This window comes from Rheinheimera salexigens (assembly GCF_001752395.1).
Lineage (GTDB): Bacteria > Pseudomonadota > Gammaproteobacteria > Enterobacterales > Alteromonadaceae > Alishewanella > Alishewanella salexigens.
In genome coordinates, this window is sequence record NZ_MKEK01000001.1 from 3,297,118 (window position 1) to 3,313,841 (window position 16,724).

17 protein-coding genes are annotated in these 16,724 nt (G+C 43.4%); 6 read left to right on the plus strand and 11 right to left on the minus strand.

The annotated features are described in order from the left end of the window. Window positions 1-44: 44 nt before the first annotated feature. From aroQ to BI198_RS15260, 5 genes are all read left to right on the plus strand, one after another. Window positions 45-512 carry a type II 3-dehydroquinate dehydratase gene (aroQ, locus tag BI198_RS15240; RefSeq protein ID WP_070050336.1) on the plus strand — a complete coding sequence of 156 codons (468 nt, stop codon included), beginning with the start codon at window positions 45-47 and terminating at the stop codon, window positions 510-512. 24 nt (window positions 513-536) lie between these two features. Next, a complete protein-coding gene (gene accB / locus BI198_RS15245) occupies window positions 537-989 on the plus strand; it encodes an acetyl-CoA carboxylase biotin carboxyl carrier protein (RefSeq protein ID WP_070050338.1) in 453 nt (150 codons plus the stop codon). A gap of 16 nt (window positions 990-1,005) precedes the next feature. Next, window positions 1,006-2,349: an acetyl-CoA carboxylase biotin carboxylase subunit gene (gene accC, locus BI198_RS15250; RefSeq protein WP_070050340.1), complete on the plus strand. Its 1,344-nt coding sequence runs from the start codon at window positions 1,006-1,008 to the stop codon at window positions 2,347-2,349. Between the two features lie 105 nt (window positions 2,350-2,454). Then, window positions 2,455-3,339 carry a 50S ribosomal protein L11 methyltransferase gene (prmA, locus tag BI198_RS15255; protein WP_070050342.1) on the plus strand — a complete coding sequence of 295 codons (885 nt, stop codon included), beginning with the start codon at window positions 2,455-2,457 and terminating at the stop codon, window positions 3,337-3,339. Between the two features lie 45 nt (window positions 3,340-3,384). Beyond that, window positions 3,385-4,125, plus strand: a complete 741-nt coding sequence (locus BI198_RS15260; RefSeq protein WP_070050344.1) for a ferredoxin--NADP reductase — start codon at window positions 3,385-3,387, stop codon at window positions 4,123-4,125. Window positions 4,126-4,132: 7 nt separating this feature from the next. Here the strand turns inward: BI198_RS15260 and BI198_RS15265 are convergent, their stop codons facing one another. The 3 genes from BI198_RS15265 to BI198_RS15275 form a co-directional block, all read right to left on the minus strand. Further along, window positions 4,133-5,872, minus strand: coding sequence for a potassium/proton antiporter (locus BI198_RS15265; RefSeq protein WP_070050345.1), 1,740 nt, complete (start codon window positions 5,870-5,872; stop codon window positions 4,133-4,135). A 158-nt stretch (window positions 5,873-6,030) separates the two neighbouring features. Continuing rightward, window positions 6,031-6,834, minus strand: coding sequence for a complement resistance protein TraT (gene traT, locus BI198_RS15270; RefSeq protein ID WP_070050347.1), 804 nt, complete (start codon window positions 6,832-6,834; stop codon window positions 6,031-6,033). Beyond that, complete coding sequence (locus tag BI198_RS15275) at window positions 6,835-7,566, minus strand: complement resistance protein TraT (RefSeq protein WP_070050349.1); 732 nt, start codon at window positions 7,564-7,566, stop codon at window positions 6,835-6,837. 299 nt (window positions 7,567-7,865) lie between these two features. On the opposite strand from BI198_RS15275, the gene suhB reads away from it, so the two are divergent. After that, complete coding sequence (gene suhB, locus BI198_RS15280) at window positions 7,866-8,669, plus strand: inositol-1-monophosphatase (RefSeq protein WP_070050351.1); 804 nt, start codon at window positions 7,866-7,868, stop codon at window positions 8,667-8,669. Between the two features lie 151 nt (window positions 8,670-8,820). On the opposite strand, the gene BI198_RS15285 is transcribed toward suhB, so the two are convergent. The 8 genes from BI198_RS15285 to BI198_RS15320 form a co-directional block, all read right to left on the minus strand. Further along, window positions 8,821-9,693, minus strand: a complete 873-nt coding sequence (locus BI198_RS15285; protein WP_083256647.1) for a TraB/GumN family protein — start codon at window positions 9,691-9,693, stop codon at window positions 8,821-8,823. Window positions 9,694-9,747: 54 nt separating this feature from the next. Next, complete coding sequence (locus BI198_RS15290) at window positions 9,748-10,122, minus strand: rhodanese-like domain-containing protein (protein ID WP_070050352.1); 375 nt, start codon at window positions 10,120-10,122, stop codon at window positions 9,748-9,750. A 90-nt stretch (window positions 10,123-10,212) separates the two neighbouring features. After that, complete coding sequence (gene secF / locus BI198_RS15295; protein ID WP_070050353.1) at window positions 10,213-11,160, minus strand: protein translocase subunit SecF; 948 nt, start codon at window positions 11,158-11,160, stop codon at window positions 10,213-10,215. 10 nt (window positions 11,161-11,170) lie between these two features. Continuing rightward, complete coding sequence (secD, locus tag BI198_RS15300; RefSeq protein ID WP_070050354.1) at window positions 11,171-13,024, minus strand: protein translocase subunit SecD; 1,854 nt, start codon at window positions 13,022-13,024, stop codon at window positions 11,171-11,173. A 21-nt stretch (window positions 13,025-13,045) separates the two neighbouring features. After that, window positions 13,046-13,387 carry a preprotein translocase subunit YajC gene (gene yajC, locus BI198_RS15305; protein ID WP_070050357.1) on the minus strand — a complete coding sequence of 114 codons (342 nt, stop codon included), beginning with the start codon at window positions 13,385-13,387 and terminating at the stop codon, window positions 13,046-13,048. Between the two features lie 22 nt (window positions 13,388-13,409). Next, window positions 13,410-14,552, minus strand: a complete 1,143-nt coding sequence (gene tgt, locus BI198_RS15310) for a tRNA guanosine(34) transglycosylase Tgt (protein ID WP_070050359.1) — start codon at window positions 14,550-14,552, stop codon at window positions 13,410-13,412. A 99-nt stretch (window positions 14,553-14,651) separates the two neighbouring features. Then, complete coding sequence (gene queA / locus BI198_RS15315) at window positions 14,652-15,677, minus strand: tRNA preQ1(34) S-adenosylmethionine ribosyltransferase-isomerase QueA (protein WP_070050360.1); 1,026 nt, start codon at window positions 15,675-15,677, stop codon at window positions 14,652-14,654. Between the two features lie 91 nt (window positions 15,678-15,768). Next, complete coding sequence (locus tag BI198_RS15320) at window positions 15,769-16,677, minus strand: hydrogen peroxide-inducible genes activator (protein WP_070050361.1); 909 nt, start codon at window positions 16,675-16,677, stop codon at window positions 15,769-15,771. Between the last annotated feature and the right edge of the window lie 47 nt (window positions 16,678-16,724).

Below are 16,724 nucleotides of genomic sequence, written 5' to 3' on the forward strand. Positions count from 1 at the left end.
TGGCAAAATAATGCCGAAAAATAATAAGCGGGAAAATCGCAGCTATGTCAGCAAAATCGACGGCACCAAAATATAACGTGTTAGTTCTAAATGGACCAAATTTAAATATGCTGGGTGTTCGTGAACCCGCAGTATATGGCAGTGCAACCTTAACAGAAATTATCAACGACCTGACGGAACGGGCGAACGTGCTAAGTGTCGAACTGACACATCTGCAGTCAAATGCAGAGCATGAATTAGTTACTGCTATTCAGCAAAGCTTAGGTCAACAGGATTTCATTCTGTTTAATCCTGGCGCTTTTACTCATACTAGCATTGCGCTTCGCGACGCTTTGCTTGCTGTTGCAGTACCTTTTATTGAGATTCATATATCAAACGTGCATGCCCGGGAAAGCTTTCGTCGGCATTCATATTTATCTGATATTGCTAAAGGTGTAATTTGCGGCCTCGGGGCCAAGGGTTATCACTATGCACTTGACGCAGCAGTATCACTATTAAACACAACCAAATAGTCATAACTAAATCAGGCATAAGAAATGGATATTAGAAAGATAAAAAAACTAATCGAGCTACTAGAAGAATCTGGTATTACTGAGCTTGAAATCACTGAAGGTGAAGAATCGGTACGTATTAGCCGTCATGGTCCAGCACAGCATGCTCCAATGCAATACAGTATGCCAATGCAACAACAACAGCACCCGTTAGCGGTCGCGCCTCCAGTCGCAGCTGCGCCAGAAGCGCCAAAAGTGATTAGTGGCCATACTGTTAAATCACCTATGGTCGGTTCTTTCTATCGCGCCTCTTCTCCAACGGCCAAATCTTTCGTTGAAGTCGGCCAAACTGTTAATGTTGGCGATACCTTATGTATCGTAGAAGCCATGAAAATGATGAACCAAATCCAATCTGATAAAGCCGGAGTGGTTAAAGAAATTTTACTTGAAAACGGTGAGCCGGTTGAATTTGATCAACCTCTCTTTGTCATCGGCTAACGCAAAAGGCAGACTGATGCTAGAAAAAGTACTGATTGCCAACCGTGGCGAAATTGCATTGCGTATATTACGCGCTTGCAAAGAGCTTGGCATAAAAACGGTAGCGGTACACTCAACAGTGGATCGCAACTTAAAGCACGTTTTACTGGCCGACGAAACCATTTGTATTGGTCCTGGACCGTCGCCATTAAGCTATTTAAATATTCCGGCATTAATTGCCGCAGCTGAAGTAACCAATGCGCAAGCTATTCACCCAGGTTATGGTTTTTTAGCTGAGCGGGCCGACTTTGCTCAGCAAGTTGAAGAAAGTGGCCTTATCTTTATCGGACCTACGGCGGAATCTATTCGCACTATGGGTGATAAAGTTGCTGCCATTGAAGCGATGAAAAAAGCCGGTGTACCTTGTGTACCGGGTTCAGACGGCGCGCTGGGTGACGATGCAGACACCAATAAAACTATTGCTAAGCGCATTGGTTATCCGGTTATCGTTAAAGCCTCTGGCGGCGGCGGTGGTCGTGGTATGCGTGTGGTGCGTAGCGAAGAAGAGTTAGTTACTTCAATCGAAATGACTAAAGCTGAAGCTAAAGCTGCTTTTGGTAACGACATGGTCTATATGGAGAAGTTTTTAGAGAATCCTCGCCATGTTGAAATCCAAATCTTAGCCGATGGCCAAGGCAATGCTATTCATTTAGGTGAGCGTGATTGCTCGATGCAACGTCGCCACCAAAAAGTGGTAGAAGAAGCTCCTGCACCAGGTATCACTGAAGAATTACGTAAATTTATTGGTGATCGTTGTGTTGCTGCTTGTAAAGTGATGAATTATCGCGGTGCGGGTACTTTTGAGTTTTTATTTGAAAACGGTGAGTTTTTCTTTATCGAGATGAACACCCGAATTCAGGTAGAACACACTATTACTGAAATGATCACCGGTATCGATTTAATCAAAGAGCAACTGCGTATCGCATCTGGTATGCCGCTGACGCTTAAGCAAGAAGATATTGTTATTCGTGGCCATGCCATTGAATGTCGTATCAATGCTGAAGATGCTAAAACCTTTATGCCATCACCCGGCACTATTACCCGCTTCCACCCGCCAGGTGGTAACGGTATTCGTTGGGATTCGCATATTTATTCAAATTATACTGTGCCGCCAAATTACGATTCCATGGTCGGTAAATTAATAACGTATGGCGAAAGTCGTGATATCGCCTTAGCGCGGATGCGTAATGCGTTAGATGAGTTATTAATTGAAGGTATTAAAACCAACATTGATTTACATAAAATCATTATGAATGATAGCGGCTTCCGTCAGGGTGGCACTAACATTCACTACCTAGAGAAAAAACTTGGTATAGCCTAGTGTTTTAATCACTTTGTTAAACTCTGAGTTTACTCACAGATTAAAGGCCGCAATAGCGGCCTTTTTGTTATAATAGCCAAAATAAAATTAGCTACGAGACGAATTATGCCTTGGATCCAACTGCGCGTTAACACCACTGAACTAAAAGCCGAACAAGTTAGCGATATGCTAATGGGCTGGGGTGCTCAAGCCGTAAGCTTTTTAGACGCGCACGACACGCCCATATACGAGCCTATGCCGGGCGAAGTTATCTATTGGACCAACACCATAGTCGTGGGCTTATTTGACGCTGAACACCCAATGGCTGAGGTTATTAGCCAATTGCAAAATGTATCCTTTTTTAAACATGGCCTAGAATACAAACTTGAGCAATTAGAAGATAAAGACTGGGAACGCGAGTGGATGGATAATTTTCATCCGATTAAATTTGGCGAGCGGTTATGGGTATGCCCTAGCTGGCGTGATATTCCAGATCCCACCGCCGTTAATGTGATGCTAGACCCTGGCCTTGCGTTTGGTACTGGTACCCACCCCACTACTGCCCTATGCATGCAATGGTTAGATCAAGTGATCCAACCTGATCAAACCGTGGTCGATTTTGGCTGTGGCTCAGGCATTCTAGGTATTGCAGCCCTTAAACTAGGTGCAAAACGGGTCGTGGGTATCGACATAGACCCGCAGGCTATAGAAGCCAGTGGCAAAAATGCTGAGCGCAATAATGTTGCAGGCCAAATTGAACTGTACTTACCTAAAGATCAACCCAAGCTTGAAGCTGATGTCGTCGTTGCCAATATTTTAGCTGGCCCATTGGCAGATTTAAAAAATATTATTAGTGCTTACGTTAAGCCAGGTGGTTTATTAGCATTATCTGGGATCTTAACTAGCCAAGCCCACGTTGTTATGGCGGCCTATGCCGACGAATTTACCTTTGATCCAATAGTCGAGCAAGAAGAATGGGTTCGATTGACCGCGCGAAAAGTGGAACTATGATAGGCTAAGTGTTACTAGTAATTTGAGCAATTTGGAGGCGTTATTATGGCAAAGTGGTTGGACGCTACGGTTACAGAGAATAAACACTGGCATGCTAACTTATTTAGTGTAAAGCTAAAAACAGCTGGCTTTGACTTTACCGCAGGCCAGTTTGTGCGTTTAGCAATAGAGACGGCCGATGGCCGTAAGCAACGTGCTTATTCGCTAGTGAATAGTCCGGGCGCTGAGGATCAAGAGTTTTTAATTAGTACTGTTGCCGATGGCTTATTATCGCCGCTTTTACAACAGTTAAAAATGGGTGACAAGCTGCAACTGAGTCAGCCAGCTTCAGGTTTTTTCACTTTAGATGAAGTGCCTGATGGCGATAATTTATGGTTAATTTCTAGTGGTACCGGCATTGGCCCCTATTTATCCATGCTAGGCACTACACAACTTTGGCAGCGCTTTGACCATGTCATACTTGTGCACAGTGTGCGCACTAGCGCCGACTTAGTCTATCGCGACTTTATTGAGCAACAGCAATTGCAGTATCCAGGCAAGTTACACTATCAAGCCATAGTTACCCGTGAAGCGCATAGCGGCGCACTGAATAAACGCTTACCAGAACTGATTAGTAGCGGCGAATTACAACGCGCCTGTAACCAGAAGTTAGACACCCAATCTCAAGTAATGATCTGTGGTAACCCCGCTATGATTACCGATACCCGCGCCCAACTTGAAAGCATGGGTTTAGTAAAAAACTTGCGCCGCACCCCGGGTAATATTACCGTTGAGCAATATTGGTAATGCTTTTCTAACCATCAGTGCTGTCGTCATCGTCATCGATTACTAGTACAACGCCTACGGTAATAATGCGATGTCCGACCATTTCTCGCACAATTAATTGTATATCGCCAAACTCGACTACAGCATCAATCTCTGGTGCTGAGTTTAAGGCTTTTTTCAATACTTGTTCTAAACTATCGTCATCGTCAGCCGCAAGTTTAATACCATAGGCATGCTCTAAGTCAGCGACTTTGGTATTACCTTTAATCGTAAGCTCGCGCGCAGGTAATTCATTGCTTTCATCATCATCGATAGTTGCCGAAAATACACAGTCAACAAAGCTACGGGTGCCGGGCTTTAAAACTATAAATAAATGATCCTCGGCACAGAGCAGCGTTGAGCCGCGTGGAGTGATAACGGATTCATTGCGAGTAATCATGGCAACCACGGTAGTATCGGGTAGCGCCATTTGTGATAAGCGACGCCCCACGGCTCTTGACGTAGCACCTAAAGTATATTCAACAATATCTGCATCTACTTTGCCTAAGGCGGTAATTTCTAACGTAGCTGCAGGCGTAGCGGGTGGTGGTACAGTTAATTTTAGCTTTCTTGCTACCCAAGGTAAGGTAGAGCCCTGCACGGTGGCGGAAATTAACACCACAAAAAATACCACATTAAAAATTAGCGCGGCTCCAGGCAACTCAAAAATCAACGGGAATATGGCTAAAATAATCGGTACTGATCCTCGCAAACCAACCCAAGACACTAAGGTGATTTCACGACGATTAAAACCAAATAACGCTAAGAAAGGGATTACCGCTAATGGTCTGGCGATAAAGGTTAATACCAAGGCAATAATTAAACCTTCAAACCACACGTCTAATAATGATGATGGGTTAATCAGTAAACCTAATACCACAAACATGGTGATTTGGCTTAGCCAAGCTAAACCGTCATGAAATAAAAAGGTACTGCGTTGGAACACAAAGCGGCTATTACCTATTACAACACCGGTTATAAAGATGGCTAAAAAACCACTGCCGCCTATGTTTGCGGCAATACCAAATGCTAATAAACCAAAGGCTGCGACCATCACGGGATATAAACCTGAGGCGACCAGCTGAATTTTATTAATCATTTTTACCGATAACCAACCTACAGCAAGGCCGACCACTGCACCCAAACCCATTTGGGATACAAACATCACTAATAAACCCGTGCCCGGTTTCATATCATGCATTAATATTTCTAACAAACCGATGGTCAAAAATATTGCCATGGGATCGTTAGATGCACTTTCTATTTCGAGAATTGATTTTAGTTTTTTATTTAAATTAATACCGGCATTACGTAATAACGCAAACACAGCGGCAGCATCAGTAGAGCCAACAATCGCTCCTAGCAACATACCTTGTAATAATGGAATATTAAGAATATATGCCGCGGCAACTCCGGTTACAGCAGCAGTAATTAATACGCCTAAAGTGGCTAATGTCGCCGCGGGTTTCCAAACTTTTTTTATCGCCCGTAACGGTGTTTGTAATCCGCCATCAAATAATATTATTGCTAACGCTAAGGTACCCAGTGCATGAGCCGCGCCTGCATTATCAAACACGATGCCGCCGGGGCCATCTTCACCGGCTAACATACCGACTAATAAAAATAGCACTAATACCGGTAAGCCTAATCTAGCCGACAATTTACTCGACATGATGCCAAGCAGGATCAGCACTGCAGCCAACAATATAATATGGTCAATTACGAACATGCACGGTTCTCTTCCTTAGCTGAGATACAGCTAAGTTTAATTAAAGATAAGGGATAATATAGCAGCTATATGGGGGCTTACTGCATGAATTTCAAGTAAAACAGCTGTTGAGCTTTAGTTCTGAAGCTAAGCCCTTAAGTAAGGCATTAAGAATGCCCTTAAAATATCCCAGCTAACGAGCGTAATAAACCTTGATGCAAAGGTAACTCGGCTTCTTGCCACTGTAGATTGGCTTTATTGGCAAAACTAACCACCTTTATTTGATACTTGCGCATATCAGTATCACGTTGCCACAATTGCTCAAAGCTGCCACTGTCGCCTTGGTTGAGTTGATGCTGACTGGTTTCTTCGACTAACGCTATTGAATCGGGCCTTATTCGCTCAGCAATTTGAATGTCGGTTAACATGGTATAATATTTATCTTTTACTAACTGATTACCCACATATTCAGCACCTGCAAAAGCCGCTAACACCACTAAACCTTTAACGATATCCTGACCATCCACATGGGTCGCAACCCCAGCATTAACGAACACAGCACCTTGTGCCGGATAGTTCGATCTGTAGTCATTTTTAACTATTGGTGCTCTATCTGGGTGTAATAAAGCATGCGTTTCTGCTTCGGTCATACCATATTCTTGCGCCAACACTTTTGCTGGTTTTTCTTTTAATACGGTACGCACATTCACTTGTAGCCAATATTGCGCCTGTAATGGCGAATCAACCAGGTTATAGCCGCGATCAAACAAAAAGTTACGTAAATCATCAGCTAACGGTAACTGATATTCTGCAGTAGTGTTGCGGATATCCAGAAAAATGCTGCGTTGTTCCGGCTCAACCGGATCTAGATACACTGTCTCGCTCATGCGTGTCTGCACATCTAATTGCCGTTTAGCAACAGACGTATGTAACGCTGAACAACTGGTTAACAGCAATAACGAACACAGCAGCCAAATTCGCATTTAAAATAAACCTGCTACAGCACGAGTTAAGCCTTGGGTTAACATAGGCTCGGCCTCTGGCCACTTTAAGTTAGCTTGGTTAGCATAACTTACGACCCGAGTTTGGTACTTACGCATATCGGTATTACGTTTATAACTTGAGGTCGTGCTACCACTATCGCCTTGTAATAATTGGTGCTGTGAACTTTCGCGTACGGTACCGTCAAAGCGCTCCATAATTTGAATATCGGTAATCACGCTATAATAAACATCTTCCACTAATGCATCCACTACTGTGCCCACTAAAGCACCACCGACCACAGCGCCTACCGTTGCACCACCTGACGCACCACCAGTTGCACGATGCAGCGCAAAACCTGTTACCGCCCCACCGGCTACCCCATGGCCCATACGCATTGCTGTGTTAACGTCACGGCCATTGGTTCGACCGACTTGCAACACATTTGCTTGCAGCCAGTAATGAGCACGACTGGGACTATCAATGACCTGATAACCACGGTTAATTAAGCTTGCTATAACTTGCGGTTTTAAATCAAACTCTGGTTTATCTGAGGTATTGCGAATATCAACAAAAATAGTCCGCAGTTCAGGATCAACTGGATCAAGAAAAATGGTTGAGCTCATTTTGGTTTGCACATCCAAATTGCGCTTCGCCACTGAAGTATGTAAAGCACCACATGCGCTTAGCGTTATCACCAAACCTAGTACTAGCAGGCCTTTTAGCTTATTCATTGCACTACTCCATTTTTCTATTGCTATAACCGTTAATTTAGTCAGCTGATCTGAACCATAACTGAATTATAGCTGAATTATAATTAGCCAAAATCAACTATCACTTAACTATAACTACACAGCTCAGCGAATAGCATCCCGCCTATTTTATTGGCTCTAGTTTAGCCTATAGCGCTGCTACGCAGCAAATGCTGCTCATTTTTACTTTACTTTTCTCGCTTAACCGTTACAATATGCGCCGCTCTTTTGAACGAAATTTATACAGTTTTTTCAGCTCTTTTAAAAGTAAGGTAATCGCTATGCATCCGATGTTAAACATCGCGGTTCGTGCTGCTCGCAGTGCGGGTAACGTGATCGCTCGTGCCTGTGGCCAACTTGATATGGTCCAGAAACTACAAAAAGGCACTAATGACTTTGTCACTAATGTCGACAAAGAAGCTGAACAAGCCATTGTTCAGATATTAAAGAAGTCATTTCCCACTCATGGTATTGTCGGTGAAGAGCATGGTGATTACGGCAATAGCGACAGTGAATTTCAATGGATTATTGACCCACTAGACGGTACTGCCAACTTTATCAAAGGCATTCCTCATTTTGCCGTTTCTATCGCATTAAAACATCAAGGTAAATTAGACCAAGCTGTGATCTTCGATCCACTGCGTGGCGAGCTATTTACTGCTTCTCGTGGTCGCGGAGCCCAATTAAATGGTACTCGGATCCGAGTGGTAAATTTACCCGATATGTCAGGTAGTATTATTGCTACCGGTTTCCCATTTAAAAATAAAACCCATATGCCTGCTTATAGCGGCATGCTCAATAGCATATTTAACGAAGCCGCTGATGTGCGTCGTACTGGCTCTGCTGCATTAGATTTAGCCTATGTTGCTGCAGGTCGATTTGATGGTTTCTTTGAAATCGGCTTAAAGCCTTGGGATATTGCCGCGGGTGAATTAATTGTCCGTGAAGCAGGTGGTTTAGTCTGTGATTTCGTTGGTGGTAATAACCAACTACGTAGCGGTAATATTGTTGCAGCTAGCCCGAAAGTATTGGCTGGCATGTTAAAAAATATCCGTCCACACTTAACAGATTACTTATCTCGTTAAGTGCTAGTTTGGCTTAAACGCTAACTAAGTACTGCTATAAGTACTGCTATAAGTATTGCTAAAAAGCCCCGTAATATTATTATTGCGGGGCTTTTTTTATATTCAGCTTAACCAAGTATCGTTAGGGTGTGCAGCTTATAAATCGGGCTGCTTATAACTGCTTAACTTGATAACCTTGCTGTTGCAGCAACTGTAGTAAGTTAGCCTCTCCGGCTAAGTGTAAGGCACCCACTAGCACCATCTCAACGTCAGCGGTTGTCAGCATAGCTTGTATTTGCGGCAGCCAGTCTTGATTGCGCTGCGCTAACATTCGTTGGTAAAACTGCTGTCCTGCAGGCGTATCTGCATATTCCATAGCAAAATCGGCTAAGGCCGTTAAATCACCTTCTCGCCAGGCTTTAATAATATTGTGCAGTTGGACTTCAATATGCTGTAATTCGCTTAACGATTGCTCAACAAATACATCCTCATCACCGGCTGAGACATTAAATAATAATGACAGTTGTTGTTCGATAGTCTCTAAAAAAGCCAGTTCACGCTGATCTTGCAGCGCTTTATCTAGATAAAATTTATCAACACCCTGACCATTTAACTCGGCTTGTTTTAACGCTAGCTGCATTAAATTTATTAATACAAAGTCCGGTTTAAAACTATCTAGCGCTTGAAGGTTTAAACCAAACTCTGTCGCTTGTTCTAATAATATTTGATAGCTTTTAGCGCTTAATACGTTAGTTAAGCTATTGCCGTCTTGATAACGGGCATGTTGCATCAGTAATTGCAAACCTGCGGCGGTTTCTAGTTGGCGAATATCGGCTTCAAACACCATAATGCTACTTTGCTCATAAGCGGTATTAAAAGCCGCAGGTAGCGGAAAAGCGGAGCTAGGTAACATATGTACAGTACCGGCAACAAACAATTTATGTTCGCCTTTGCTAATTTCGAATACCGAGGTCTTGGCAAAGACGCTACTACAAAAAAGTAATAACGTGGCGCAAAACATATAAATAATGCGACGCATCATCATGGTTATATAATCCTTTATGGTTAGCCTATTGGCTTAGCAGGTTTTTAACGCGCGTTATTCTGCAGCGGCAATTAGCGGTAATTCGCGTTGGCACCAATCTCGATAACCTCCGTCCAGGCTATACACTTGGCTATAGCCCATTTTCTGTAAGCTGTCAGCGGCTAATGCCGAACGATAGCCACCACCACAATATAATACTATGGTTTGGTTTTTATCCGGCACTTGCTGCTCAATATCCCGCTCAATAATACCTTTACCTAAATGTACGGCATTGGCAATATGGCCGCGCTGCCATTCATGGTCTTCTCGCACATCCAATAAGATATAAGGCTGAGTAAACTGCTGTAACTGAGGAATGGTAATTTCGTTTATATGCCGTTTAACTTGTGCCACTAACGCTAAAAATGCCGGTGCATGTTGTGGTGCCATTTGCTATTCCTTTAATAAAAAATGCCAGTCAATGACTGGCATTTTTAACATCTTTTGCAGTTAATTGCACTTAACTGCACTTATACTTAACTACATCAGAGCGTCAGTATTTTCGCCTTCTTTTTCAATTGGCGGTGGCGGTAGCATATCTTCACGGCTAATGCCGAGGATCTCTGCTATCGAACTCGCAACATAAATAGAAGAGTAAGTACCAATAACAATACCGAACAGTAATGCGGTGGCAAAGCCATGGATTAACGCGCCGCCCATATAAAATAGCACCACTAACACTAGCACTGTAGTTAATGACGTGATCACAGTCCGGTTTAACGTAGAGGTAATAGCATCATTAATAGTGTCATCAACGCTAGTATCACGCAACTTCCGGAAGCTTTCACGAATACGGTCAAATACCACTATCGTATCGTTAATCGAGTAACCAATCAGGGCTAAAATAGCGGCTAGTACCGTTAGGTCGAACTCTAAGCCGAGTAGTGAAAACAAGCCCATCGTGATAATAGTATCGTGGGCTAATGACACTACAGCCCCTACCGACAACCGCCATTCAAAGCGCATAGTAACGTAAAGCAAAATGCCGATTAATGCCACTAACATGGCAAGACCACCATCTTCTTTTAGCTCTTCACCAACGCTTGGGCCAACAAATTCGATACGGCGCATGGTCACGCCTTCGGCATTGCTTTGGTTTAAGATTGCCATCACCTCATCACCTAAGGTGGCCTGATCGATATCTGCTCGCAGCGGTATACGGATTAATACATCACGGCTAGTACCAAATAATTGTACTACCGCGTCTGAATAACCTTTATCGGCTAAAACTTGTCTTACCGCGGGTAAATCTGCTGGCTGATTAAAGCCGGCTTCAATTACCGTACCGCCGGTAAAGTCTAAGCCCCAATTAATGCCTTTAATGCTAATCGAAGCCACTGACGCCACTAGCATAATTGCTGATAGTATAATGGCTGGCCATTTTAACCGCATAAAGTTTAACGGCTGTTTAAAATTAAAAATTTGCATGCCGTAATCCTTATATTGGTAGCGACTGCACGCGGCGGCCACCCCAGAATAAATTAACTAATAAACGCGTACCTACAACGGCAGTGAAAATTGAAGTTAAAATACCGATTGCTAATGTGACAGCAAAACCTTTAACCGGCCCAGTACCAATACCAAACAAGATTAACGCCACTAATAACGTGGTAATATTCGAGTCGGTAATAGTGGCAAAAGCGCGGTCATAACCATGATGAATGGCTTGCTGCACAGAACGGCCATCTAAAAGTTCTTCTCGGATACGTTCAAATATCAGAACGTTAGCATCTACTGCCATACCTACGGTTAGTACAATCCCGGCCATACCTGGTAGCGTTAAGGTGGCACCGGGTATCATAGACATCACACCCACTATTAACACTAAGTTCGCAACTAACGCTACGTTGGCCACTAAGCCAAAGGCTTTGTAGTAAATAACCATAAAGATTAATACCGCAACCATACCCCACATAATAGCTGTGGTGCCTAGCTCAATATTTTCTTTACCTAAACTTGGGCCTATGGTGCGCTCTTCAATAATTTGAATTGGTGCTAATAAAGCACCGGCACGCAGTAAAGTGGATAAGTTTTGTGCTTCGCCTGGCGAATCGATACCGGTAATACGGAAATCACGGCCCAAACGCGCCTGAATAGTAGCATCGTTAATCACTTCTTGGTTTTTAACTAAGATGGGATTACCTTTGGCATCTAGCTCATCGCTTGGCTTATATTCGATAAATACCGATGCCATACGTCGCCCAATAGCATCACGGGTCGCTGTTGATAACATATTACCGCCTTTAGCATCTAACTTAATGCTAACTTGTGGCCGACTATATTCATCAAAACTTGAGCTAGCACCGGTGATATGTTCACCCGTTAGCATAATGCGCTTTTCCAGTAACACTGGTCGGCCATCACGGCTATAAAACAGCTCAGTGCCCGGCGGTATTCTGCCTTCTAATGCAGCACCTAAGTCAGCATCTGTATCCACTAAACGGAACTCTAAGGTTGCCGTAGCACCCAAGATTTCTTTTGCTTTAGCGGTATCTTGCACACCCGGTAATTGCACCACTATACGGTCAGCACCTTGGCGCTGAACTAAAGGCTCAGCCACACCAATTTCGTTTACCCGATTCCGAATAATGGTGATATTTTGCTCTAACGCATACTCTTGAATTTCTTTTAAGCGGATTTCACTGATACTAGCATGTACCGTAAATTCTTCAGCACTGGGTGTGAAAACCAATTCCCGGTCACGTTTTTTCAAAGCAGCTTGAGCGGCAGCTAAATCTTCTGCATTACGCATAGTGACTTTGACATAACCATTTGCAAGGTCAGCTTGAACGTTACGGTAACGAATTTTATCTTCACGTAAGTCGGCCCGGAACGTTTGCTCCATGTCGTTAAGGTTTTTGTCTATAGCAGCTTTCATGTCCACTGCCATTAAGAAGTGCACCCCGCCACGTAAGTCTAAACCTAACTTCATTGGCGAAGCGCCAATGGCATTTAACCAAGCCGGTGTTGCTGGGGCTAAGTTTAATGCTGTGACATAATTATCACCTAGTTTTTCTGTGGCAATTTCACGCGCTTGCAGTTGATCTTCAGTGGTATTAAAGCGGGCCAAAAGTTGGCCTTGCTCTAATACAACTGACTTAGCACTGATATTGGCTTGATCAAAACTACGCTCTAAATCGGCACGAATTTGCTCAGATACCACTCCACCTCGGGTAGCACTGATATTCAAAGCCGGATCTTCCGGATACAAATTTGGCAAGGCATAGATTAGCGCCGCTAACAGCACGCCAATCACTAGCACATATCGCCATAAAGGGTTTTTATTTAACACCTGGTTATCCTTTCTATCGGCTTACAGCGATTTAAGCGTGCCTTTAGGTAATACCGCACTAATTGCCGATTTTTGTACCGTTACTTCGGTGCTATCGTTAATGGCAATCACAACATAATCTTTATCATCAGCAATTTTATTAATCCGGCCAACAATACCACCCTGAGTTAATACTTCATCGCCTTTACCTAGTGCAGACATTAAGTTGCGGTGCTCTTTAACGCGTTTAGCTTGTGGACGGTAAATTAAAAAGTAAAAAATTAAACCAAATGCGACCAGCATTATAATTAAATCCCAACCACCACCTGCTGGTGTGGCTTGGCCTGCTACGTCTGCGTATGCTTTATTGATAAATAAACTCATGGTTGTGTCCCCTTAATTATAATTAATTTTGTTCTGTATTCGTTAGCGAATTTTCTAATGTTGGTACCGGTAAATCCCGTTTGGCATAAAACTGTTCTACAAACTGCTCCAAGTTACCAGCCGCGATAGCGTCGCGCAATCCTTGCATTAATACCTGATAATGTCGCAGATTATGCATGGTATTAAGCCGTGCACCTAAAATTTCATTACAACGGTCTAGATGATGTAAATATGACCGAGAATAATTTTTACAAGTGTAGCAATCACATTCTGCGTCCAATGGCGTAATATCGTCTTTATATTTCGCATTACGAATTTTAACCACGCCAGTATTGACAAATAAATGACCGTTTCGCGCATTCCGAGTGGGCATTACGCAGTCAAACATATCAATACCGCGGCGTACTGCTTCAACAATATCTTCTGGCTTACCCACACCCATTAAATAACGCGGTTTCTGGGCCGGCATTTGGTCTGTGGTGTGATTAAGAATATTAATCATGTCATCTTTAGGCTCACCTACCGATAAGCCGCCAATGGCATAGCCATCAAAACCGATATCTTCTAAGCCTTGCAGTGACACATCTCGTAAACCTGGATACATACCGCCTTGAATAATACCAAACAGTGCAGATGGGTTATCACCATGGGCATCTTTGCTGCGCTTAGCCCAGCGTAACGATAGCTCCATCGACTTTTTAGCTTGCTGCTCAGTGGCGGGATAAGGCGTACACTCATCAAAGATCATAACGATATCTGAACCAAGCGCTCGCTGTACTTCCATTGAGCGCTCTGGCGTTAGCATAATGCGCTCGCCATTTAGCGGAGAACGAAACTTAACACCTTCTTCAGTGATTTTACGCAACTCACCTAAACTAAAGACTTGAAAGCCACCTGAGTCGGTTAAAATTGGCTTTTGCCAATGCATAAAGTTATGTAAATCGCCGTGCTTACTAATTATGTCGGTGCCAGGGCGCAACATTAAGTGAAAAGTATTACCTAAACAAATTTGCGCACCGGTGGCTTCTAGCTCTTCTGGCGTCATGCCTTTTACCGTGCCATAAGTACCCACTGGCATAAAAGCTGGTGTTTCGACTACACCACGATCAAAAATCAACCTGCCGCGGCGGGCCTTACCATCAGTTGTATCTAATTCAAATTTCATTGTTATCCTCTTACGCCAGAAAAACAGTCTGGCTAATTTTCGCGGCAATTATAACAGCATACGTAACAAAACTAACTAATAAACGTCAGCCTATACACCCTAGCCGATATACATAGCATCGCCGTAGGAGTAAAACCGATATTGCTCAGCAATTGCCGTTGCATAAGCTTGCATCACATACTCGCGCTGGCTAAAGGCGGATACCAACATAATTAAGGTTGATTCCGGCAAGTGAAAATTGGTAATTAAAGCATCAATAACTTTAAACTCATAACCAGGGTAAATAAATATTTGGGTATCGCCTTTATAGGCAATTAAGTCACCATTACCTATTTGTGCCGCAGATTCTAATGAGCGCACTGAGGTTGTGCCCACCGCTACAACTTTACCTCCTCGGGCTTTACATGCCGCTATGGCAGCGACGGTGCTATCGGGTACATCGATATATTCAGCATGCATTTTATGCGCTAGCACATTGTCTACTCGTACCGGCTGAAAAGTACCGGCACCGACATGTAGCGTGACATATGCAAACTCAACGCCTTTGTCCGTTAACTGCTGTAATAAAGGCGTATCAAAATGTAAGCCGGCAGTAGGCGCAGCAACCGCGCCTGGCTTTTCGCTATACACGGTTTGATAGCGGGCTTTGTCTTCGGCAGTATCAGGGCGGTCTATATACGGCGGTAAAGGCATATGGCCTAAGCGCTCTAGCATGTCTAAAACGGGTTCATCTGAACACACGGCTAATTCAAATAGTTCATCATGACGTTGCAGCATTTCCACTTCGGCAGATTGCTCTAAAATCAACTTAGTGCCAGGTTTAGGTGCTTTACTGGCGCGAATATGAGCTAAAAAACGTTTTTCATCCAATACCCGCTCTACTAATACTTCAACTTTACCGCCTGAGGCTTTTTGGCCAAATAAACGGGCAGGAATAACTTTAGTGTTATTAAACACTAACAAGTCGCCAGGATGAATAAAATCGATTACCTGTTTAAAGATATGATGGCTTAAGGCGCCACTGCTTTTATCCATTGCCAATAAACGGCTAGATGAACGTTCGGCTTTAGGGTGACGAGCAATAAGTTGCTCAGGCAGTTGAAAAGAAAAATCACTCACTTGCATACTTTAGATCCTAGTTGGCTTTACCGACCACACTGTACCGAGCACGTGCACGGTGCTAAAAAACAGCGGCGATATTACCAGAAACACGGCGTTATTGGCATTTTTGCTGCAATACTATGCCAATTAAATCGGCCATTAAGCGATAACTTTCTACTTTACTTGACGTTGGCCGCCATACCACCGCAATATCACGATAGGCATTTTCAGCTACTGGCGTTTGTATAATTAAATCAGTGCCAGTTAATAAGCCGCTGTTTATAGCCATTTGCGGCATAAACGTGACACCCAGCTTATTATTAACCATTTGGGTTAATGTATGCAGGCTAGTGGCAAAAAACGGATTAACTTTACGACTATCCGTTAGCTCGCACGCGGTAACCGCATGGCCAGCCAGACAATGCTCGCGCTCGAGTAAAAAGATGCTTTCATCAGGCCATTGGCTAATATCTTGATTAAAACCACGTTGCTGCCATTCTTTGTGTAACACCAGTTTAAACGGATCTTGGGCTAAAATGCGGCTATGAAAACCTGCGGTTTCATAAGGCAGTGCTAATAACACCATATCTAAACGGCCATCGGCTAAAGCCTGCAATGAATTATCAGAAGTATCTTCTCGCAATAATAATTGTAATTCGGGATATTGCTGACGACAGGCTTGCATCACTTCGCTTAACACAAAAGGCGCAATAGTGGGGATACAGCCTAACCGAAACGGTCCAGCCATTGGCTTGCCTTGATAACGAGCAAAATCGACTAAGGTTTCACATTGGCCAATAATTTGCCGCGCTTGGCGCACCATTTCTTCACCTACTGCAGTGAAGATAAAGGTTTTATGGTCGCGCTCTAGCAACTGGGCATCTAAACTTTGTTCTAAATTAGCCACCGCAGCACTTAAAGTAGACTGACTAATATAACAAGCCTCTGCGGCACGGCCAAAATGTTGATGTTCGTGCAATGCTAATAAATACTGTAATTGTTTTAAACTCGGCAGGTGCTTCATAACAGTCTCCAATTAATCTTTCACTTATCGCATTACTGTACCATCTA